Genomic DNA, 20,633 nt, shown 5'->3' on the forward strand with positions numbered 1-20,633 from the left:
TGACGGATTGGGCGGGCGGACTAGGGCCGCCGCACCCGCCAGGCGAAGGCCGTGGCCGTGGCCAGCAGGATCGCCGCTCCGGCCTGGTGCAGCACGCCCAGGGCCAGAGGCACGGCGGCCATCAGCGTCCAGATCCCCAGGCCGGCCTGCACGCAGACCACCCCGACCAGCACGAAGGCGGCCGCCTTGGCGTCCTCGGGCATGCGCCGGGTCCGCGCGGCGGCTACGCCGACGACGATGGCGGCGACGAACAGGGCGTAGGCCATCAGCCGGTGATGCAGCTGCACCGCGCCCTGGCTGTGGGCCAGGGTGCCCCAGAAGCCGTGGCCGGCATATTCGGCCGGGATCAGGGCGCCGTTCATCAGCGGCCAGTCGTTATAGACCAGCCCGGCGTCGTTGCCCGCGACCAGCGCACCCAGCAGGCTCTGGAAGAACACCGCGCCCAGGAAGGCCAGCGCCCAGCCGCGCCAGGTCGTCCGCTCCTCGATGCGCGGCGCGCCGGCCCAGGCGTCCAGCGCCGTCCAGATCAGCATGACGAACAGCGCCAGGGCCAGGCCAAGGTGGATCATCAACCGCTCGGGCGCGACCGAGACCCGCTCCGACAGGCCGCTGGAGACCATCCACCAGCCGACCAGCCCCTGCAGGCCGCCCAGGGCCAGCAGCACCACGCAACGCCAGACCAGCCGGCGCGGGATCATCCGGCGGATCAGGAAGAAGGCGAACGGCAGGGCGAACACCAGGCCGACCAGGCGACCCAGCAGCCGGTGCGCCCACTCCCACCAGAAGATGCCCTTATAGGCTTCCAGCGTCATGCCGGCATTGACCAGCCTGTACTGCGGGATCTGCTTGTAGAGTGCGAAATTGGCCTGCCAGGCCTGTTCCGACATCGGCGGCATCGCGCCCATGATCGGTTTCCACTGGGTAATCGACAGCCCGGAATCGGTCAGGCGCGTCGCGCCCCCGACCACCACCATGGCGAAGACGAGAACGGCCACCACGAACAGCCAGATGGCCACGGGCCGGGAACGATCGGAACGCAGGAAGGACGTCATGACAGCCGCAAAGATCGCCGTTTGAGGGCGTGAATAAGGCGAAGCCTTGCCGTACGCCGCGCAGGTCGCGACGTCCATGCCCTCATGACGGTTGCGGCGCGGCGTGCGATGATCATGCCTGGGCGCCGGGGCGGGCGCGGGTTCGGAGACCATCGATGAGCGGCGTGGGCGTGTTCGTGGCGGTCGTCATCGGCATTCTGGCCGGCTGGATCGCCGATCTGGTGCTGGCCCGCCGGCACGCGCTGTTCACCAAGCTCTTGATCGGCGTCGTCGGCTCGTTCATCGGAGCGTTCGTCGCCCAACGGCTGGACTTCAGGTTCGACGGCTTCCTCGGCAGCCTGCTGGTCTCCAGCCTGGGGGCGATCTTCTTCCTGGCCGTCCTGGGTATCGTCTCGGGCATCTTCCGGAGACCCGCTTGAGCGCTCCCCTCATCCCCGCCCGCCTGCGCAAATTGATCGGCGGGATCGGCATCATGGTGTTCCTGGCCGCCTATGTCTGGGCCTTCACCAGCCTGTACGACTACCTGCCCAACAACCGGGCCATCCACCTGATCTATTTCGCTGTCGCCGGACTGGCCTGGGGGCTGCCCTTGCTGCCGCTGATGTCGTGGATGGGCAAGGCGGACAGGAAGCTCTGAGGCTCACGGACTTGCCCCCACCTGACCGCTTCGCGGTCTGTCCGCCGCCATAGGGGGCGGAGCCTCAGCTCTTCCCCCTATGGGGGAAGACGGTCGCGAAGCGACCCGTAGGGGGCAAGTGGGCCGAACCCGCAAACGAAAAAGGCCGCCCCGAAGGGCGGCCTTTGCGTTCTTCCGGTCTCATTTCCAATAAAGGAAATGGTCGGAGCGACAGGATTCGAACCTGCGACCCCTTGACCCCCAGTCAAGTGCGCTACCAGGCTGCGCCACGCTCCGATCCGGAAGGAGCGCCCTTATAGGTGCGAGCCTTGCCGGGGGCAATGGGATTTCGCGGGGTTTCCCGGCTGTTTTTCAGCGGCCCTCAGAGCCCCTTCAAAAGCCCGTCCAGCCGGGCTTTCACGGCCTTCAAGTCGTCCAGCGCCAGGACCAGGCGGTCGCGGGCTTCCTCGCCCAGCTCGCCGTGCGGCGCAGAATCGATCGGCACGTCGATCGGGATGTCGAGCGAGGCCGAGCCGTTATCGCCCAGGCCGGCGGCGATCACATGGGTGATCCCCTGCTCGCGATGCAGCTTCTGCACGCCCTTGATGGTGTAGCCCTCGGCGTGCAGCAGGGCGCGCACGCCGCTGAGCACGGCGATGTCCTGCGGGCGGTAGAACCGCCGGCCGCCGGCCCGCTTCATGGGCCGGATGAACGAGAACTTGGTTTCCCAGAAGCGCAGGACGTGCTGCGGCACGCCCAGCTCTTCGGCGGCTTCGGAGATCGTGCGGAAGGCGTTGGGTCCCTTCGCCACCGCCGACCGCTCCCCTAGCCGCCCAAGGCGCGGTCGATTCGCGCCTTCATGACTTGCGAGGCCCGGAAGCCGATCACCCGGCGGGGCTCGATCTCGGCCGGCTCGCCGGTCTTGGGATTGCGGCCCATCCGGGCCCGCTTGTCGCGGACCTGGAAGACGCCGAATCCGGAAAGCTTGACGGTTTCGCCCCGTTCCAGCGCCTCGGCGACCAGATCGAGAGTCCGTTCGACCAGACCCGCGCAATCCTGGCGGGTCAGACCGACTTCCTCATGAACCGCCTCGCAGAGATCGGCCCGGGTCAATGTCGCGCCTTTCATGACGCCCCCTACGCTGGATTGGCACCCCAGAGGGCACGCGTCAGACCGGGCCGAGACCCGTTTTTCCGCAACGTGCTCTCATCAACTCAAGCCTGCATGCCGCGATTATCGCATGGAGTCAAAGGCTGAGCGCCAAGACTTCAGGCGATGACACAAGCTGACCGCCTAAAATGGCCACGCTTGACCCAAAGACGCCGCGCTTTTGCCTACAGGCGAATGACGCAGGCGCCCCAGGTCAGCCCGCCGCCCATCGCCTCGAGCAGCAAGAGCTGGCCCGGCTTGATGCGGCCGTCGGCGATTCCCTGGGCGAAGGCCAGCGGGATCGAGGCGGCCGAGGTGTTGGCGTGGAGGGCCACGGTCGAGATCACCTTGCTCTCGTCGATGCCCACCCGATGGGCGACGCCGGCCAGGATGCGCTGGTTGGCCTGGTGCGGAATGAACCAGTCGACCTCGGGGATCGTGACGTCGGCCGCCTTGGCCGCCGCGTGGATCGCCTCGGAGATGTTGATCACCGCGTGCTTGAACACCTGGTTGCCCAGCATCCGCAGCTTGCCGACCGTGCCCGTGGTGGACGGACCACCGTCGACATAGAGCAATTCCTGCTTGGTCCCGTCGGCGCGCAGGGCGAAGCCCAGCAGGCCCTGGTCGGCCGTGGTCCCCTGCCCTTCGCGCGGCTCCAGCACCACCGCGCCGGCCCCGTCGCCGAACAGCACGCAGGTGCCGCGGTCGGTCCAGTCCATCAGCCGGGTCATGGCCTCGGCCCCGATCACCAGGGCGCATTTCGAATGACCCCGGGCCACGAAGCCGTCGGCGACGCTCAGCGCGTAGACGAAACCCGAGCACACGGCCTGGACGTCGAAGGCGATGCCGACCGGCGCGCCCAGCTTGCGCTGGACGATGGTGGCGGTGGCCGGGAAGGTCATATCCGGCGTGGTGGTGGCGACGATGATCAGATCGACGTCGGCGGCGGTCTTGCCGGCCTTCTCCAGCGCCTGCACGGCGGCGCGCCAGGCCAGGTCCGAGACCGGCTGGTCATCGGCCACCTTGTGGCGCTGGCGGATGCCGGTGCGCTCGACGATCCATTCGTCGCTGGTGTCGACGGTTTCGGCCAACTGATCGTTGGTGACCACGTTGTCCGGCAGATAGGCCCCGACGCCGGTGACGGCGCTACGAATTACGCTCACTCGGAAGCTCCCTGGCCCTCGGCGCCCGACACGCCTTCGGCCGTCAATTCTACACCGGACTTGAGGCCGGTTTCGGTCAGGCGTTTCAGATTGCGATCGATCTCGGCCGAGAAGTCGCTGCGGGCCAGGTCGACGGCCACGCGGATGGCCGAGGCGTAGCCCGTGGCGTCCGCGCCGCCGTGGCTCTTGACCACGATGCCGTTCAGCCCCAGCAGCGGCCCGCCATTGACGCGCGCCGGATCCAGGCGCTGGCGCATCTTCTTCAAGGCGCCCGAGGCGATCAACGCCCCCAGCATCGCCAGGGGGCTCGAGGTCAGGGTCGTCCTCATCTCGGCGGCGAAGAAGCGGGCCAAGCCCTCGGCGGTCTTCAGAGCGACATTGCCGGTGAAGCCGTCGGTGACGACGACGTCGACCGTGCCCTTGGCGATGTCGGTGCCCTCGACGAAGCCGCGATAGTCGAAGTCCAGCGTGGTTTCCTTGAGGATGGCGTGCGCCTCGCGCACTTCCTCATGACCTTTCTGGTCTTCGGAGCCGACATTGAGCAGGCCGACGGTCGGTCGGTCGGAACCGTGCACCGCGTGGTGGAAAGCCGCGCCCATGATCGCGAACTCGACCAACTGGGCCGCGTCGCTCTCGACATTGGCCCCGACGTCGAGCACGGCGGAGACGCCGCGCATGGTCGGCCAGTTGGCGACGATGGCCGGGCGCTCCAGGTTGGCCCCCATGCGCAGGATCAGCTTGGAAATCGCCATCAGGGCGCCGGTGTTGCCGGCCGAGACGACGGCCTGGGCCTGGTTCTCGCGGATCGCCTCGACGGCGTTCCACAGGCTGGAGCCCTTGCCCCGGCGCATGGCCTGGGCGGGCTTCTCGTCCATCGAGATGGCCTTGTCGGTGTGACGCACCTCGCTGACCGCCCGGGCGGCCGGCGACTTGGCCAGTTCGGCGTTCAGCAGGGCTTGGTCGCCGTGCAGCAGGAAGCGGACGTCCGGCAGGTTTCCGGCGGCGATCGCGACGGCGGGCACGATCACGGACGGACCGTGATCCCCGCCCATGGCGTCGATCGAAATGACAATGGGTTGAGGCACGAGGCGCTATCGGCTCCTGGAGCGGCGCACCGCTAGGTCAAGGCGGCGGGACGATACAGGCGCGAGGATATCACGCAAGCAGAACGGAACCGGCATTTCAGGCCCCGTCGCCGCTGGGATCGGGATCGGCCTTCAGCGCTTTCAGCGCCGCGAATGGCGACAGCTCCACCGGTTCGGGCGGTGCCTCGAACACCGCGCCCGGCTTGCGGGGGAACGGGTCCAGCTCCAGGGCCAGGTGCTCGATCACATAGCCCGAGACGTCGATGGTCTCGCCTTCCAGCACGTCGGGCGGATCGTCGCCCTCCGGGTCCAACGCCAGGTCGCCGTTCTCGTCCGGCGAAGTGTTCTCGCTGTCGGCCGGCAGCACGCGGACCGAGAAGCGTGATTCGACCGGCTCCTCGAACTCGTCGGCCGAGACGCTGCACACCTGGGTGACGCGGGCCCGGATCAGGCCGGAAACCTCGGCGCCGTCCATCCAGGGACGCAGGAAGATCTCGGCGTCCAGCGAATCCAGCGACACGAGGTTCAGCGTCTTGGCGATCGCCTTGCGAGCGGCCTCGTCGGGCTCGAAGCGCAGATCCATGCCGCGCCCCATGCGCCCCAGGGTGACGCTGTAGGGCCAGGGATTGATCACGCCTTCAGCCATTGGGCCTCTCCTTGCATCAAGCGCTCCAGCGGCTGGGCCGCCAGATGGTCGCGCGCGGCGACCACATAGGCCGTCAGGGCCGCCACGTCGCCCTCGTCGCGCTCCTCGAAGGCCGTGCGGGCCAGAAGGTCTGTCAGGGCCGCCTGGTCCGGCAGGCCGGCGACCGCCTCGTCGAAGGCCTTCAGGCGGCCGTAGAACGCTCCGGCCAGCTTCTTCATTTTCTTGCCCACCGCCGTGTCGGAGACGCCGATTTCACGGAAGGCGTCGTCCAGGCCGCGCACATAGGCGTCGAACGTGGCCTGGGAAAGCTCGGCCGCCGACTCGCCGTGGCCCTTCAATCGCTCCAGCAACAGCACCACGTGCAGGGTGAAGAGCTCGAACCGGCCTTCCAGCGAGTCGCGCACGCCCATCTGGACGTAAAGTGGCGCGGAACGGGCCTGGGCCACCGCGCCGGCATAGAGTTTGCTCCCCGCCGCCTTGGCGGGCCTGGGTTTGAGCAGCCGGTCCAGAAACATGACTTCGCCTCGATTTCGCCGCGACACGGAACTAACTTCGCCATCCGATCCACGCGGACCATTGAACTAAGCCCGCGCGGGCGATAGGTCAAAGTCAGCCTTTTTAGGTTCCGGAGCCTGCATGTTTCGTCCCGCCGTTCTCGCCGCCGCTGTCATCGGCCTCGCCGCCGTCGCCGGAGGCTGCACGCCGCTGACGAGCTATTCCGGTTTCCAGGCCATCGAAGCCAAGCCCGTCGACATGAAGGTCGGCGAGGACAGCAAGTCGACGGTCACCGAAAAGCTGGGCTCGCCCTCGGCCACCTCCACTTTCGACGCCAATTCTTGGTACTACATCTCGCAGACCACCGACCGCGTGGCCTTCTACAGGCCGCGGGTGATCAAGCGCGACGTGGTCGCGATCAAGTTCAACCCGGCCGACGAAAAAGTCGCCTCGGTGGACACCTACACGCTGAAGGACGGCAAGGTCATCGCCTACAACGGTCGTGAAACGCCGACCCGTGGCCGCGAAATGACCATCCTCGAGCAGCTGCTGGGCAACGTCGGCCGCGGCGGCATGCTGCCGCAGGACGATCAGGACACCCCGGGCAACCGCCCGCAGGACCGCCGCTAGGCCCCCAAGCGTCCCGACAAGCCGAGCCGTACCGATGGTTAAGCATAACCATCTGAAATTCCGCGACATTTCGTCGCCGGTATCAACGGTTTCTCAACGACGATCCGATTACGCTCCCTGGTGAGGTCGCGGTGGCTGACGCCGCCTTTCCGGGGGGAAGACTTTGAGCGCACCTAATCTGCGTTCGTTGACGGTGCTCATCATCGACGACAACGCGCCCATGCGCGAGATCATCGGCACGGTGCTGAAGTCGCTGGGCGTGCGCAAGATCATCGAGGCCGGCGACGGCGTCGAGGCGCTGAAGGCCGTCACCGAGCGCGAAATCGATATCATCTTCACCGACCTGATGATGCAGCCGGTTGACGGCCTGGCGTTCATCCGCTGGGTGCGCACCTCGCCGGCCAGCGGCAATCCCTATGTCCCGATCATCATGGTCACCGGCCACGCCACCCGCGCCAGCCTGGACGAGGCGCGGATGGCCGGGGTCACCGAATTCCTGGCCAAGCCCCTCACCGCCCGCGGCGTGCTGCACCGGGTCAACGAGGTGATCAACAACCCGCGCGACTTCGTGCGGGCCGGCGCCTATTTCGGCCCCTGCCGCCGGCGGCGCATCGATCACGACTACGAGGGCCAGGAACGCCGTGGCGCGGTCGCCGCCGAGGCCGAGGTCGCGCTCGACGACATGTACTGACCGGCGTCCGCCAGCGCCCGGAATCGAAAACGCCCCGGAGGTTTCCCTCCGGGGCGTCGTCGTATCCGGCGTGGATCGTGATCAGACGCCGTGGGCCAGGATCGCCAGCAGCAGCAGGGCCACGATGTTGGTGATCTTGATCATCGGGTTCACGGCGGGGCCCGAGGTGTCCTTGTAGGGGTCGCCGACGGTGTCGCCGGTGACGGCCGCCTTGTGGGTGTCGCCGCCCTTGGAGTGCAGGACGCCGTCCTTGTCGGTGAAGCCTTCCTCGATCACCTTCTTGGCGTTGTCCCAGGCGCCGCCGCCGCTGGTCATCGAGATGGCGACGAACAGGCCGGTGACGATCACGCCCATCAGCATGGCGCCCAGCGACGCGAAGGCGTCGACCTTGCCGGCGATGGCCTTGATCACGAAGAACAGCACCACCGGCGAAACCACCGGCAGGAGCGACGGCACGATCATCTCGCGGATCGCCGCCTTGGTCAGGATGTCCACGGCCCTGCCGTATTCCGGCTTCACCTCATAGGTCATGATGCCCGGGTTCTCGCGGAACTGGCGACGGACCTCGGCCACCACGGCTTCGGCCGCCCGGCCCACGGCGGTCATCGACATGCCGCCAAACAGGAAGGGCAGCAGCCCCCCGAACAGCAGGCCGACCACCACATAGGGGTTGGACAGGTCGAAGGTCACCGGGCCCATGCCCTCGAAGAAGCTGCCCGCCTCGGCATGGGCCGAGAAGAACTTCAGGTCTTCGGTATAGGCGGCGAACAGCACCAGGGCGCCCAGGCCGGCCGAACCGATGGCGTAGCCCTTGGTGACGGCCTTGGTGGTGTTGCCCACGGCGTCGAGAGCGTCGGTGGTGACGCGGACTTCCTTGGGCAGACCGGCCATTTCAGCGATGCCGCCGGCGTTGTCGGTGACCGGACCAAAGGCGTCCAGGGCGACGATGAAGCCGGCCAGGGACAGCATGGTGGTGGTGGCGATGGCGATGCCGAACAGGCCCGCCAGGTTATAGGTCACCAGGATGCCGACGATGATGGTCAGGGCCGGCAGGGCGGTGGATTCCAGCGACATGGCCAGGCCCTGGATGACGTTGGTGCCATGACCCGAGACGGATGCCTGGGCCACCGACTTCACCGGGCGGAAATTGGTGCCGGTGTAGTATTCGGTGATCACCACGATCAGGGCGGTGACGGCCAGGCCGGCCAGGCCGCAGAAGAACAGGGCGTTGGCGTCGAAGGTGCGGTCGCCCACCGTGACGGCGGTCGGCACCAGTTGGTGGATCACGTAGTAGACCGCCGGGATCGACAGCACACCGGTGACGATCAAGCCCTGATAGAGGGCGCCCATGATGTTCTGCTTCTTGCCCAGACGCACGGCGAACGAGCCGATGATCGAGGTGACGATGCAGACGGCGCAGATGGCCAGCGGCAGCAGCATCATCGACGATACGGCTTCCGTGCCGCGGAAGAAGATCGCCGCCAGCACCATGGTGGCGACCGTGGTCACGGCATAGGTCTCGAACAGGTCGGCGGCCATGCCGGCGCAGTCGCCGACGTTGTCGCCCACGTTGTCGGCGATGGTCGCGGCGTTGCGCGGGTCATCTTCCGGGATGCCGGCCTCGACCTTGCCCACCAGATCGCCGCCGACGTCGGCGCCCTTGGTGAAGATGCCCCCGCCCAGGCGGGCGAAGATCGAGATCAGCGAGGCGCCGAAGCCCAGCGACACCAGCGAGTCGACCACCACGCGGTCGGTGCCGGCGTGGCCGGTGCTCAGCAGCACGGCGAAGTAACCGGCGACGCCGATCAAGGCGAAGCCCGCCACCAGCATGCCGGTCACGGCGCCGGAGGTGAAGGCCATCTTCAGTCCGGCCGCCAGGCTCTCGGACGAGGCCTGCGCCGTGCGGACATTGGCCCGCACCGAGATCAGCATGCCCGCGAAGCCGGCCGCGCCCGACAGAGTCGCGCCCAGGGCGAAGCCGACGGGCTGTTCCCAGGATTTGAAGAAGAACGCCAGCAAGGCGATGACCGCCACCCCGACGATGGCGATCGTCGTGTACTGGCGGTTCAGATAGGCCTGGGCCCCTTCCTGGATCGCCGCGGCGATCTCCTGCATCTTCGCATTGCCGGGCGAAGCCCGCATCAAGGAAGCCGTCTGCACGGCGCCGTACAGCACCGCCAGCAGCCCGGCCCCAATGGCCACGTAAAGCCAAGAACTCATCGGTAAGTCGCCCTCTTCGCGTTTCAATAACGAGAGGGTCGCCGGCTCGGCAGGATCACGACCCGTCAGGATCGCGCCCGGCCGCACACGACGGGCGGGCCTATGGCCTCATGCCCCCTCGATGCTCCCTGATGACGCCGGTTTGGCGCCAAGGCGGGGACAGTGCCAAATGGTCGCGGCCCGCGCAACCGCTTGCGGGAACGGCGTTCAGTCAGGGACGGACGCGGATGCGGGCCTAGGGAACGATGTTCGGGTCCGGCGCCGGTTCCCGATGCGGCGCGGGCTTTCCCCCCGCCTGGGCCCCGGCCTTGGCCGGCGGCGGAACGAAGTTGCGCGGCGTCTGCTTGACGACCGTCACCAGGGCCACCTTGCCAGGCCCGATCAGGCCGTTGACCTCGCGCAGCACCGAGGCCTTCAGGCGCGTCTCGTCCAGCGCGACGTAGCTGTCGGGCCGCGTGAAGGGCCTGTCGTGGGCCTCGCGCACCACGGCGTCGCGCAGCATCGGCTCCTTGCTCCCGAACGCCGTGGTCGGAACTCCTGTCTTCAAGGTGATGTTGAGTTGGACGAAGACGTAGTTGACCAGTCGGCCGTCGACGATGATCGGCAGGGCCATGGACTGCAGCTTGATCACCGGATCGGCCTTCGCCTCCCCTTCGCCGTCCTTTTTCTTCGGCGAGCTGGCGAGGGCCGGCGTCACCGCCAGCAGGGCCAGCGGGGCGATCAGCAGGACGCGGCGGGCGATCGACATGGAGCGGGTCATGGTTCCCGCTTAACCAAGAAAGTTTGAGGTTTTGCTACCGCGGGCCATCACGCATCGGAAGGCCCAAAGCTTTTGAGGTTAGCCAGTAAACAAAGAGAGCGCAGACAATCATGAGCGCGATCAATGCTACGAAGATCACGTGCGAGGCGGTCTCAGCGCCGAGAGCTCGAGCAAGCCAAGTGAAGGTCCCGGCCGGAACGAGGTCGGCCAGCCGCATCGCCGCGACTCGGTAGGCAAAGAGCGTTGCTACAAACAACGCGAACCTGAGGACCCGCCGCCAGTCGAAAACCACCGTCTACCCGTGCAGCCAGCCCAGCCGTTCCGGCGTGATGTCCTTGCCCTTGAACAGAGCGCAGACCCCCTCGCCTTCCACGAACTCGCCAATGTCGCGCACGGGCACGCCAGCGGCCATGGCGGCGGCCTGGAAGGCGGCCACGTCGGTGGGATCGACGGCGCAGACGATCTCGTAGTCGTCGCCGCCCGAGGCCAGCGACATCCGCGCCTCGCCGGCTTCCGGCTGGGCACCCAGCCACTTGCGGGCGCCGGGCGACAGCGGCAGCCGGTCAAGGTCGACCTTGACCCGCAGGCCGCTGGCCTTGGCCACGTGGCCGGCGTCGGCCAGCAGGCCGTCGGACACGTCGGCGGCGGCGCGCGCATAGGCGCGCAGGGCGTCACGGATGCTCAGGCGCGGCGGCGGCATGCGATAGCGGCGGGCCAGGCCGCCGTCGGGATCCTCGACCTCGCCCCAGTGGGCCAGCAGGCCCAGCCAGCCGTCGCCGATCGTGCCGCTGACCATCAGCCGGTCGCCAACCCGCGCGCCCCTGCGCAGCACCGCGTCGCCGCTGGGAACCCAGCCGAGGAAGGTGGCCGAGACCACCAGCGGGCCCGAGGTCGTGACCGTGTCGCCGCCCAGCAGGTTGACGTCGTAGAGCGCGCCGTCCTCGGCCAGGCCGCGCGCGAAGGTCTCGCGGTCGGTCACGGTGGTGCCCGAGGGCCAGCCCACCGCCAGGAAGTAGCCGTAGGGAACCGCGCCCTTGGCGGCCAGGTCCGACAGGTTGGTGCGCAACAGCCGCTTGGCCACCACGTCCAGGTCCTCGCCGGCCAGGAAATGCACGCCTGCCACCATGGCGTCCTTGGTGATCACCAGGTCGTAGCCGGGGCGCGAGGGCAGCACCGCCGCGTCGTCCAGCAGGTCAAGCGCCGCGGCGTCGCCGCGGGTCAGCGGCCGCAGGAAGCGCGCGATCAGGCCAAATTCGTTGACCGACGCGACCTCTGCCGGCGGCACGGTCTCCTCGAACCACGCATCGTCGACCGCCGCCGTTTCCGGCGCCGGCTCGGCGAACCAGTCGTCGTCAGTTTCTGGCGTCACGCGCGATGGCGTCCAGGGCGCCATTGATGAAACCGGATTCCGGTCCCTCGAAGAAGGATTTGGCGATCTCGACATACTCGTCGATCACCACCTCGGTGGGCACGTCGGGGCGGTGCATGAGCTCATAGGCCCCCGAACGCAGGACCGCGCGGGCCGTGGCGTCCAGGCGCTCCAGCTTCCAGCCCGAGGCCAGGCGCCTGACGATGGCCTGGTCGACGGCGGCCTGGTGGGCGACGACGCCCTTGGCCAGCTCGGCGAAGAAGGTCTCGTCGGCCGCCGCCAGCTTGTCGCCGTCCGGACCGTCGACGTCGCGATCGAAGCGATGCTCGGAGAACTCGCGGACCACGGCGTCGACGCCGACGCCCGAGACTTCCATCTGGTACAGCGCCTGCACGGCCGCCAGGCGGGCGACGGAGCGCGGCTTGACGCGATCGTCCCGGCTCATCGGCCCGCTCCCAGCAGTTGGGCGCGCAGGGCGACCAGTTCCAGGCATTCGCGGGCCGCGTGGCCGCCACGATCGCCTTCGGAGACCCGGGCGCGCGCCCAGGCCTGGTCTTCGTCCTCGACGTTCAGCACGCCGTAGCCGATGGCCAGGCGCTTGCCGATCGCCAGGTCCTGCAAACCGCGCGCGGTCTCGTTGGCGACGATCTCGAAGGTGTAGGTCTCGCCGCGCATGACGACGCCCAGGGCGACGTAGCCGTCATAGCGCACGCCGACCGGACGATGGCCGGCCTCTTCGGCCAGGGCGACGGCGCTGGGAATTTGCAAGGCGTCGGAGACGGTGATCACGTCAAAGTCCGCGCCATGCGCCTCGATCGCCTGGGTCGCGCCGCGCAGCAGTTCGTCGGAAAGCCCCGAATAACGTCGGCCCTCCACGATCAGCAGACGAATCTTGTCTTCAACCATAGTCCTTGAACTCTCCCCGGCGGGACCGGTCACCTAGAACCAAAGGGCTCCGCCGCAAAATCGAATCGTAGTCCGGCGGCGTCGCCGCCAAAACCGAATCACAGGATGCGCCTATAGCTCGTCTTCGGCGACGTCGCTCAGGCCTTCTTCCCCCAGAAACTTCGCGAAATCACTGGTTTCCCGGAAATCACGATAGACCGAGGCGTATCTGACGTAGGCCACGTCATCGAGCGACTTCAGCGCCTTCATGGCCATCTCGCCCACCGCCGAGGAGGGCAATTCGGTCTCGCCCAGGCTTTCCAGCTGGCGGACGATGCCGTTGACCATCCGCTCGACCCGCTCGGGATCCACCGGCCGCTTCTGCATGGCCAGCGAGATCGAGCGGACCAGCTTCTCGCGGTCGAACGGCGAACGGCGGCCCGAACGCTTGACGATCGTCAGTTCGCGCAGCTGCACTCGCTCGAAGGTGGTGAAGCGGCCGCCGCACTCAGGACACAGCCGACGGCGACGGATGGCCGCCCCGTCTTCCGACGGGCGGCTGTCCTTCACCTGGCTTTCCAGGTGGCCACAGAACGGGCAGCGCATGATCTAGGCCCTCCCGCCCGACACAGGCCTATTAGTTGTAGATCGGGAACCGGGCCGTCAAGGCCAGGACTTCCTCGCGCACCTTGGCCTCGACCTCGCCGTTGCCGGTCGGGCCATTGGCGGCAAGGCCGTTGACGACCTCGCCGATCAGCTGGCCGACCCGGGTGAACTCGGCCGTGCCGAAGCCGCGGGTGGTGCCAGCCGGGGTGCCCAGGCGGATGCCCGAGGTGACGGTGAACGGCGCGGTGTCGAACGGCACGCCGTTCTTGTTGCAGGTCATGTGGGCGCGCTCGAGGCTGTGCTCGGCGTCGCGGCCGGTCACGCCCTTGGGCCGCAGGTCGACCAACATCAGGTGGCTGTCGGTGCCGCCCGAAACGATATTGACGCCCTGGGTCTGCAGGGCTTCGGACAACGCGCGGGCGTTGTCGATCACCTGCTGGGCGTAGACCTTGAACTCCGGCCGCAGCGCCTCGCCGAAGGCCACGGCCTTGGCGGCGATGACGTGCTCCAGCGGGCCGCCCTGCAGACCCGGGAACACCGCCGAATTGACCTTCTTGATGATCGCTTCGTCATTGGTCAGCACCATGCCGCCACGCGGACCGCGCAGGGTCTTGTGGGTGGTGGTGGTGACCACGTGGGCGTGCGGGATGGGGCTGGGGAACACGCCGCCGGCCACCAGGCCCGCGAAGTGGGCCATGTCGACCATCAGATAGGCGCCGATCTTGTCGGCGATCTCGCGGAAGCGGGCGAAGTCGATCTGGCGGCTGTAGGCGCTGCCGCCGGCGATGATCAGCTTGGGCTTCTCGCGGACTGCGATCTCCTCGACGGCGTCGTAGTCGATCAGTTGGTCCTGCTGGCGCACGGTGTAGGACACCGGCTTGAACCACTTGCCCGACTGGTTGGCGGGGCTGCCGTGGGTCAGGTGGCCGCCGGCCGCCAGGTCCATGCCCAGGAAGGTGTCGCCCGGCTGCAGCAGCGACATGAACACCGACTGGTTGGCCTGCGAGCCCGAGTGCGGCTGGACGTTGGCGAAGGCCGCGCCGAACAGCGCCTTGGCGCGCTCGATGGCAATGGTCTCGATCTCGTCGACATATTCGCAGCCGCCGTAGTAGCGCTTGCCCGGATAGCCCTCGGCGTACTTGTTGGTCAGGATCGAACCCTGGGCCTCGAGCACGGCGCGCGAGACGATGTTCTCCGAGGCGATCAGCTCGATCTGGTTCTGCTGACGATTCAGCTCCAGGCCGATGCGGTCGAAGATGTCGCGGTCGGCGGCGGCGAGGTCGGCGCCGAAGAAGGCGTTCTTGTCGGCGGTGATGTTGTTGGCCGGTGCGGTCATCGACGCTCTCCTGGGGCTGGGAGATTAAAAGGGCGACTGGCGGGGAGTCGGTCGCGCTCTCTTTACCCCCCTTCGCGCCACGATCAATCCGGGAACCTCACCGGCGGGGACGCGTTGCGCAGGAACCGGCGCCGGCAAGGCTGGCGCACCGGGTGTTTCAGTGACTGTAAATGACAAGGCGGACTGGCATGGCGACGTCGCACGGCGAGGCGGAAATCAACGACAACGACATCGACATCCTGGGCCTCAGCGCCGGCATCGTGGCCGCTTATGTCGCACAGAACACCGTGGCGCGTTCGGCGGTGCCCGAATTGATCCGCTCGGTGCATGGCGCGCTTTCAGCGCTTGGCGCCGTGCAGGCTCCGCCCGTGGCCGACCGCGCCAAGCCGGCGGTGCCGGTCTCGCGCTCGGTGCAGCGCGACTACATCGTCTGCCTGGAAGACGGCAAGAAACTGAAGATGCTCAAGCGCTACCTGCGCACCCACTACGACATGAGCCCCGAAGACTACCGCCGCAAATGGTCGCTGCCCGGGGATTATCCGATGGTGGCGCCGGCCTATGCCGAGCGGCGGTCGGACTTCGCCAAGCAGATCGGCCTGGGCAAGGGCGCGATGCGGGGGCGGTAAATTAGGCTCCCTCTCCCAGTGGGAGAGGGAGGGGCCCGCCGCGTAGCGGTGGGAGGGTGAGGGGTTTAGACGTCCAACGTCATTCCCCAACGCCCTGCCCGGATTTGAAACAGCGTAATCCCTCACCCTCCCACGCCGATGGCGTGGGCCCCTCCCTCTCCCGCTGGGAGAGGGTGAGTTTTACGCCGCGTGGCCGCCCATGCGGGCCACGTTGCAATGGGCCCACAGCGTTTCCATCGCCCCGACCAGCTTGCGCATCATGTCGTCGGTGTGGAACGGCGTCGGGGTGAAGCGCAGGCGTTCGGTGCCGCGCGGCACGGTGGGGTAGTTGATCGGCTGCACATAGACGCCGTGATCGGCCAGCAGCATGTCGCTGATCAGCTTGGTGTGGTGGGGGTCGCCGACCAGCACCGGGACGATGTGGCTGTCGTTGTCCATCACCGGCAGGCCGGCGGCCTTGAACATCGCCTTCAGGGTGGCGGCGCGCTCCTGGTGGGCCTCGCGGACCTCCGGGTGCTGCTTGAGCCACCGGACGCTGGCCAGGGCTCCGGCGGTGAGCGCCGGCGGCAGCGAGGTGGTGAAGATGAAGCCCGAGGCCACCAGGCGGATGGCGTCCACCACCACGGCGTCGCCGGTGATGTAGCCGCCCATGACGCCGAAGGCCTTGCCCAGGGTGCCCTCGATGATGTCGATCTGGTCCATCAGGCCGTCGCGCTCGGCGACGCCGCCGCCGCGCGGGCCGTACATGCCCACGGCGTGGACCTCGTCCAGATAGGTCATGGCGCCGTACTTCTTGGCCAGGGCCACCGTGCCGGCCAGGTCGGCGATGTCGCCGTCCATGGAATAGACGCTCTCGAAGGCGATCAGCTTGGGCGCGTCGGCCGGCGCGGCGATCAGCAGTTCTTCAAGGTGGGCCAGGTCGTTGTGCCGGAAGATGTGGCGCTGGCAGCCGCCGTTGCGGATGCCAGCGATCATCGAGGCGTGGTTCTGGGCGTCGGAGAAGATGACCAGGCCCGGCAGGATCTTCTGCAGGGCCGACAGGCTGGCCTCGTTGGAGACGTAGCCCGAGGTGAACAGCAGGGCCGCTTCCTTGCCATGCAGGTCGGCCAGCTCGGCCTCCAGCTCGACATGGTGGTGGTTCGTGCCCGAGATGTTGCGCGTGCCGCCCGAGCCCGAGCCGTGGTCGTCGATCGCCGCGTGCATGGCGTCCAGCACCACGGGATTCTGGCCCTGGCCGAGATAGTCGTTGGAGCACCAGACCACGATCTCGCTCTCGCCGCCGTCCGGACGGGTCCAGGTGGCGCGCGGGAAGGCGCCGCGATGGCGCTTCACATCGGCGAACACCCGATAGCGGCCTTCGTCACGGATCTGGTCGACGGCGCTGCGGAACGCGGCTTTGTAGTCCATGGCATCTTTACCCGAGGAGCACGCAGGCCCGATCGGTCCCTTCTCAAGGCTTGGCTTTTCGCACCAGCGACGCGCACTGTCCACATAAGGACGTTTACCTACAAAGCCCAAGGCGCGAATGGCCGCATTGTCTTCGTGAGTGAACAGACCCGACGAGCCCCGGCGACTCAGCCCAGCTGCGACAACTGTCCCCGTAGCATCTGCAGCACGGCGGAGAAGTCCTTGCCGCCGAATCCGTTGCCGTCGAACAGGGCGTAGAGAGCCTCGGCCTGGGCGCCCATCGGGGTGCTCGCGCCGGCCTTGGCGGCGGCGTCCTGGGCCAGCTTCAGGTCCTTGAGCATCATCGCCGTGGCGAACCCACCCTCGTAGTTTCGGTCGGCCGGAGTCGAGGGGCCGACGCCCGGGACCGGGCAATAGGTCGACACCGACCAGCACTGACCCGACGATTTGCTGGCGATCTCGAAAAACCGGTCGGCGGCCAGGCCCAGCTTCTCGGCCAAGGCGAAGGCCTCGCAGGTTCCCAGCATCGAGATGCCCAGCAGCATGTTGTTGCAGATCTTGGCCGCCTGCCCCGCCCCGTGGTCGCCGGCGTGGATGGTCACCCGCGACATCGGTTCAAGCGCCGCCTCGACGGCGGCAAAGTCGGCGGCGTCGCAGCCGACCATGAAGGCCAGGGTCCCGGCCTCGGCGGCCATGATCCCGCCCGACACCGGCGCGTCGGCGAAGCGGAAGCCCGCCGCCTTGGCCTGGGCGGCTACCGCGCGGGCGCTCTCGACATCGATGGTCGAGCAGTCGATCAGCAGGGCGGTCTTGGGGGCATGGGCCAGGATCTGGTCGCCGTAGACGGACCGAACGTGCTGTCCGGCCGGCAGCATGGTGATGACGACCTCGGCGTCCTTCACCGCTTCGGCCACGGAAGCCGTCGCCTGGCAGCCGGCCGCCACGGCCCGTTCCAGCGCCGCCGCCGACAGGTCGAAGGCGCTGACGTGATGCTGGGCCTTGGCCTGGTTGGCGGCCATGCCGCCGCCCATGTTGCCGAGCCCGATGAAGGCGATGCGGGTCATGCTTGGTGTCTCCTCACGCAAACGGCCGCACCTTCATGGGCACAACGCTTTGTTATATTTCACAATAGGTTGTCATCCCGGAAGCCTCGCAGAGGCTGTCCGGGACCCAGGTGACTGGGCCGACGCGGTGCAACCGCCCCTGGGTCCCGGACAAGCGCTGCGCGCTTTCCGGGATGACAGCTTTTGAAGTGGTTTTTACCGCGCGCCGGCCGGCTTGCGGAACTTGTAGATGAACTGGTCGGTCTTGCCGCGGATCGACGGATCGAAGACGCTGAGGTTGCGCTTGTCGCCGCTGTCGCGCAGCACGCGGCTTTCGCCCTCGAAGATGAAGCCGGCGGCGGTGACTTCCGCCTTCACCGCCGCGGGATCGATGCGGTGAAGGGTCTCGGTGTCGCGCAGGCCCGAGCCGGCCTGCGCCGCGTGGTCGAGCACCAGATAGACGCCGCCGGGCTTCAAGGCCTTGAAGACCTGGCGGTTGACCACCGACAGGTCGGCCGGGCCCATGAACTTGTCGTGCATGTCGTGATAGTTCTGGGCGGTGAACACCAGGTCCAGCTTCTCGGGCGCGTTGAAGTTGGGCAAGGTGTTGAGGATCACCGACACGTTGCGATAGTTCGGATCGGCGGCGATCGCCTTCACCGCCGGCTCGCGCTTGGCCAGCTTGGTCAGTTCGTCGGGCACATAGGCGTAGACGTGGCCGCGCGGCCCGACGGCCTTGGACAGGATGCGGGTGAAATAGCCGCCGCCGGGGATCAGGTCGGCGACCTTGGCGCCCGGCTTGACGCCGGCGAAGGCCAGGACCTGGCCGGGCAGGCGCAGTTCGTCGCGCACCATGTCGGCGGACGGGCGCGACGGATCCGACAGCGCCGCGGTGATGTTGGCGGGAACGGCGGCGGGCGCGTCGGCCGGCGGCGGCGGCGGCGCCATGGGGCCCATCGGGGTCGTGGCGCAGGCGGTCAGGGTGAGCGCGGCGACGAGGCTGAGTAGCGGCTTACGCATGGTATTCCTTCCGACGAACATCTTCTTCTTGCCGACAAGCTAGCGCAGCGAAGACGCTACGTCAGCGGCGTCCATTCCTGATCGCTCGGCAGAGGCGCGAAAATCTCGTCGAGCATCGCGTCGCTAACGCCTTCAAGCTCTGCCGGATCCCAGCGCGGGGCGTTATCCTTGTCGATGATCACCGCGCGCACGCCCTCGATGAAGTCGTGCCTCTGAACCACGCGGGCCCCGATGCGGTATTCCATGGCCATGTTATCGGCGAAGTCGGTCAGGGCCGCGCCGGTCTCGAGCTGGCGGAAGGCCACCTTCAGGGTCTGGGACGACTTGGTCTTCAGCACCGCCAGCTGGGCCTTGCCCCAGTCGCTGGAGTCGGCCTCCAGGAACTCGAAGATTTCCTCGACGCTGGTCCCCACGAACAGGCGGTTGAGGTCCTGCTCGATGCTGATTAGCGGCGCCTTGCCGGCGTCGGCGCGGTATTTCTTCAGGGTGTCGTCGATGCGGCGCGGGTCGGCGACGATGGCCTTCTTCAGGCCCTCGACGGCGCCGAACTCGACGAAGTGGGTGGCGATGCCCAGGCGCAGGCAGTCGGCGCCCTTGATCCGCGCCCCGGTCAGGGCCAGCCACAGCCCGGCCTTGCCCGGCAGGCGCGGCAGGTACCAGCCGCCGCCAACGTCCGGGAACAGGCCGATGCCGGTCTCGGGCATGGCGTAGGTCGTGCGCTCGGTGGCGATCCGGTAGTGGGCCGGCATCGAGATTCCGACGCCGCCACCCATTACCACCCCGTCCATCACCGCCACCACCGGGGTCTCGTAGGTGAACAGCAGGTGGTTGAGCTGATACTCGGTGTGGAAGAAGGCCCGGGCTTCCTTGCCGTCGCCCGCCCCGCTGTGGGCCAGCATGCGGATGTCGCCGCCGGCGCAGAAGCCGCGCTCGCCGGCGTGGTCGATGATGACCATGTAGATCTCGGGATCTTCCCGCCAGTCAAGCAGCGCGCCGATCATGATCTCGCACATGGTCTGGGTCAGGGCGTGCAGGGCCTGGGGCCGGTTCAGGGTCAGCCGGCCGACGTTCTTCTGAACGCGGACGAGGACTTCGGGTTGGTCGTTCATGCGAGGTCCTTGACGGGTTCGAGGTCTTCGACCGGCGCGCAGGCGAAGCGGTCGAGTTGGCCGGCGCTCAGCCGGTAGAGGGCGTCCTGCGGCACGTCCAGTTCCATCACCTCGGCGGGCGACAGGCCCGCATAGGCGCCGCGCAGCAGTCGGCCCGCGATGCCATGGCTGACGACGATCAGCCGCCGCTCGGGCTCGGCGACCTGCTCGGCCAGCCAGTCGGACACTCGCGTCATCACCTGGTCATAGGTCTCGCCGCCGGGCGCGGCGAAGAACCATCGCCTGTCGGCGAAGATCTCGGGGTGCTCTCGCGCCAGCTCCGCCCGTAGACGGCCTTCCCACGCCCCGACCGTCAGCTCCATCAGCCGGTCGTCGAATTCGACGGACAGGTCCAGGCGGGCGCCGATGATTCCGGCCGTATCGCGCGCCCGCCGCAGCGGGCTGGCGACGATCCGCCAAGAGGCCGGTGAATCCCGGACGATGAGGTCGTGCAGCAGATCCCCCATCGCCCCGGCCTGGGCGCGGCCCAGCGCCGTCAGGTCGGACTCCATCTGCCCCTGCAGGCGATGCTCGCGATTGAACGCGGTCTGGCCGTGGCGGCAGAGATAGATCACGTGGCGCTTCCCCAAGCTCCGAAGGCGCTCGACATAGTCCGGAACGCCGTCGATGTCGCCTCGTCTCGAGGCATGACGACCGCGGCTGGACGCCTGTCCGTGCATTTTTGC

Annotated in this window: 24 protein-coding genes and 1 tRNA gene; 5 read left to right on the plus strand and 20 right to left on the minus strand. The window is 67.7% G+C overall.

Features of this window, described 5'->3' with window-relative positions; all coding sequences use genetic code 11:
• Window positions 1–20: 20 nt before the first annotated feature.
• Window positions 21–1,052, minus strand: a complete 1,032-nt coding sequence (locus ASD79_RS19155) for a COX15/CtaA family protein (protein WP_056724570.1) — start codon at window positions 1,050–1,052, stop codon at window positions 21–23.
• A gap of 155 nt (window positions 1,053–1,207) precedes the next feature.
• Between ASD79_RS19155 and ASD79_RS19160 the strand changes: the two genes are divergently transcribed.
• Together ASD79_RS19160 and ASD79_RS19165 are read left to right on the plus strand one after the other, a co-directional pair.
• On the plus strand, window positions 1,208–1,471 hold the full coding sequence (locus ASD79_RS19160) for a GlsB/YeaQ/YmgE family stress response membrane protein (RefSeq protein ID WP_056724572.1): 264 nt from the start codon (window positions 1,208–1,210) through the stop codon (window positions 1,469–1,471).
• Window positions 1,468–1,689 carry a DUF2842 domain-containing protein gene (locus ASD79_RS19165; protein WP_007667192.1) on the plus strand — a complete coding sequence of 74 codons (222 nt, stop codon included), beginning with the start codon at window positions 1,468–1,470 and terminating at the stop codon, window positions 1,687–1,689. Before ASD79_RS19160 ends, ASD79_RS19165 begins: the two co-directional genes overlap by 4 nt.
• A gap of 199 nt (window positions 1,690–1,888) precedes the next feature.
• Here the strand turns inward: ASD79_RS19165 and ASD79_RS19170 are convergent.
• The 7 genes from ASD79_RS19170 to ASD79_RS19200 form a co-directional block, all read right to left on the minus strand.
• A tRNA-Pro gene (locus ASD79_RS19170) sits at window positions 1,889–1,965 on the minus strand.
• Window positions 1,966–2,050: 85 nt separating this feature from the next.
• A complete protein-coding gene (locus tag ASD79_RS19175) occupies window positions 2,051–2,479 on the minus strand; it encodes a MerR family transcriptional regulator (protein WP_056724573.1) in 429 nt (142 codons plus the stop codon).
• A gap of 14 nt (window positions 2,480–2,493) precedes the next feature.
• Complete coding sequence (locus tag ASD79_RS19180) at window positions 2,494–2,796, minus strand: integration host factor subunit alpha (RefSeq protein WP_007667198.1); 303 nt, start codon at window positions 2,794–2,796, stop codon at window positions 2,494–2,496.
• Between the two features lie 206 nt (window positions 2,797–3,002).
• Complete coding sequence (locus ASD79_RS19185; RefSeq protein WP_056724575.1) at window positions 3,003–3,980, minus strand: beta-ketoacyl-ACP synthase III; 978 nt, start codon at window positions 3,978–3,980, stop codon at window positions 3,003–3,005.
• A complete protein-coding gene (gene plsX, locus ASD79_RS19190) occupies window positions 3,977–5,065 on the minus strand; it encodes a phosphate acyltransferase PlsX (protein ID WP_082585031.1) in 1,089 nt (362 codons plus the stop codon). Before plsX ends, ASD79_RS19185 begins: the two co-directional genes overlap by 4 nt.
• 97 nt (window positions 5,066–5,162) lie before the next feature.
• Window positions 5,163–5,711, minus strand: coding sequence for a DUF177 domain-containing protein (locus ASD79_RS19195; RefSeq protein WP_056724580.1), 549 nt, complete (start codon window positions 5,709–5,711; stop codon window positions 5,163–5,165).
• Window positions 5,696–6,226 (minus strand): ubiquinol-cytochrome C chaperone family protein, encoded by a 531-nt coding sequence (locus ASD79_RS19200; protein ID WP_056724581.1) that lies wholly within the window; start codon window positions 6,224–6,226, stop codon window positions 5,696–5,698. Before ASD79_RS19200 ends, ASD79_RS19195 begins: the two co-directional genes overlap by 16 nt.
• Before the next feature lie 121 nt (window positions 6,227–6,347).
• Between ASD79_RS19200 and ASD79_RS19205 the strand changes: the two genes are divergently transcribed.
• Window positions 6,348–6,836, plus strand: a complete 489-nt coding sequence (locus tag ASD79_RS19205; RefSeq protein WP_007667208.1) for an outer membrane protein assembly factor BamE — start codon at window positions 6,348–6,350, stop codon at window positions 6,834–6,836.
• 163 nt (window positions 6,837–6,999) lie between these two features.
• Window positions 7,000–7,527: a response regulator gene (locus tag ASD79_RS19210; RefSeq protein WP_082585032.1), complete on the plus strand. Its 528-nt coding sequence runs from the start codon at window positions 7,000–7,002 to the stop codon at window positions 7,525–7,527.
• Window positions 7,528–7,608: 81 nt separating this feature from the next.
• On the opposite strand, the gene ASD79_RS19215 is transcribed toward ASD79_RS19210, so the two are convergent.
• The 7 genes from ASD79_RS19215 to glyA all read right to left on the minus strand — a co-directional run bounded on the left by ASD79_RS19215 (window position 7,609) and on the right by glyA (window position 14,703).
• Entirely contained in the window at window positions 7,609–9,747 is a 2,139-nt protein-coding gene (locus ASD79_RS19215) for a sodium-translocating pyrophosphatase (RefSeq protein ID WP_056724583.1), read from the minus strand.
• 235 nt (window positions 9,748–9,982) lie between these two features.
• Complete coding sequence (locus ASD79_RS19220; protein WP_056724586.1) at window positions 9,983–10,507, minus strand: hypothetical protein; 525 nt, start codon at window positions 10,505–10,507, stop codon at window positions 9,983–9,985.
• A gap of 295 nt (window positions 10,508–10,802) precedes the next feature.
• Window positions 10,803–11,900, minus strand: coding sequence for a thiamine-phosphate kinase (thiL, locus tag ASD79_RS19230; protein ID WP_056724590.1), 1,098 nt, complete (start codon window positions 11,898–11,900; stop codon window positions 10,803–10,805).
• Window positions 11,860–12,321, minus strand: coding sequence for a transcription antitermination factor NusB (gene nusB / locus ASD79_RS19235; protein WP_056724592.1), 462 nt, complete (start codon window positions 12,319–12,321; stop codon window positions 11,860–11,862). The genes thiL and nusB overlap by 41 nt, the downstream gene beginning before the upstream one ends.
• Window positions 12,318–12,782, minus strand: a complete 465-nt coding sequence (locus tag ASD79_RS19240; protein WP_056724593.1) for a 6,7-dimethyl-8-ribityllumazine synthase — start codon at window positions 12,780–12,782, stop codon at window positions 12,318–12,320. Before ASD79_RS19240 ends, nusB begins: the two co-directional genes overlap by 4 nt.
• Before the next feature lie 111 nt (window positions 12,783–12,893).
• Entirely contained in the window at window positions 12,894–13,367 is a 474-nt protein-coding gene (gene nrdR, locus ASD79_RS19245; protein ID WP_056724595.1) for a transcriptional regulator NrdR, read from the minus strand.
• A 31-nt stretch (window positions 13,368–13,398) separates the two neighbouring features.
• The gene (gene glyA / locus ASD79_RS19250; protein WP_056724596.1) at window positions 13,399–14,703 is read right to left on the minus strand and encodes a serine hydroxymethyltransferase; all 1,305 of its coding nucleotides are present in this window, start codon (window positions 14,701–14,703) and stop codon (window positions 13,399–13,401) included.
• A 188-nt stretch (window positions 14,704–14,891) separates the two neighbouring features.
• Between glyA and ASD79_RS19255 the strand changes: the two genes are divergently transcribed.
• A complete protein-coding gene (locus ASD79_RS19255; RefSeq protein ID WP_056724598.1) occupies window positions 14,892–15,329 on the plus strand; it encodes a MucR family transcriptional regulator in 438 nt (145 codons plus the stop codon).
• 180 nt (window positions 15,330–15,509) lie between these two features.
• Here ASD79_RS19255 and hemA read toward each other — a convergent pair whose 3' ends face one another.
• The 5 genes from hemA to ASD79_RS19280 form a co-directional block, all read right to left on the minus strand.
• Window positions 15,510–16,736, minus strand: coding sequence for a 5-aminolevulinate synthase (gene hemA / locus ASD79_RS19260; RefSeq protein WP_056724600.1), 1,227 nt, complete (start codon window positions 16,734–16,736; stop codon window positions 15,510–15,512).
• A 167-nt stretch (window positions 16,737–16,903) separates the two neighbouring features.
• The gene (mmsB, locus tag ASD79_RS19265; protein ID WP_056724602.1) at window positions 16,904–17,800 is read right to left on the minus strand and encodes a 3-hydroxyisobutyrate dehydrogenase; all 897 of its coding nucleotides are present in this window, start codon (window positions 17,798–17,800) and stop codon (window positions 16,904–16,906) included.
• A gap of 195 nt (window positions 17,801–17,995) precedes the next feature.
• On the minus strand, window positions 17,996–18,799 hold the full coding sequence (locus ASD79_RS19270; RefSeq protein ID WP_056724603.1) for a class I SAM-dependent methyltransferase: 804 nt from the start codon (window positions 18,797–18,799) through the stop codon (window positions 17,996–17,998).
• A gap of 56 nt (window positions 18,800–18,855) precedes the next feature.
• Window positions 18,856–19,908 carry an enoyl-CoA hydratase/isomerase family protein gene (locus ASD79_RS19275; protein WP_056724605.1) on the minus strand — a complete coding sequence of 351 codons (1,053 nt, stop codon included), beginning with the start codon at window positions 19,906–19,908 and terminating at the stop codon, window positions 18,856–18,858.
• The gene (locus ASD79_RS19280) at window positions 19,905–20,522 is read right to left on the minus strand and encodes a histidine phosphatase family protein (protein ID WP_056724790.1); all 618 of its coding nucleotides are present in this window, start codon (window positions 20,520–20,522) and stop codon (window positions 19,905–19,907) included. The genes ASD79_RS19275 and ASD79_RS19280 overlap by 4 nt, the downstream gene beginning before the upstream one ends.
• Window positions 20,523–20,633 lie beyond the last annotated feature (111 nt).

This window comes from Caulobacter sp. Root655, from assembly GCF_001427665.1.
In the GTDB taxonomy this organism is placed as follows: Bacteria; Pseudomonadota; Alphaproteobacteria; order Caulobacterales; family Caulobacteraceae; genus Caulobacter.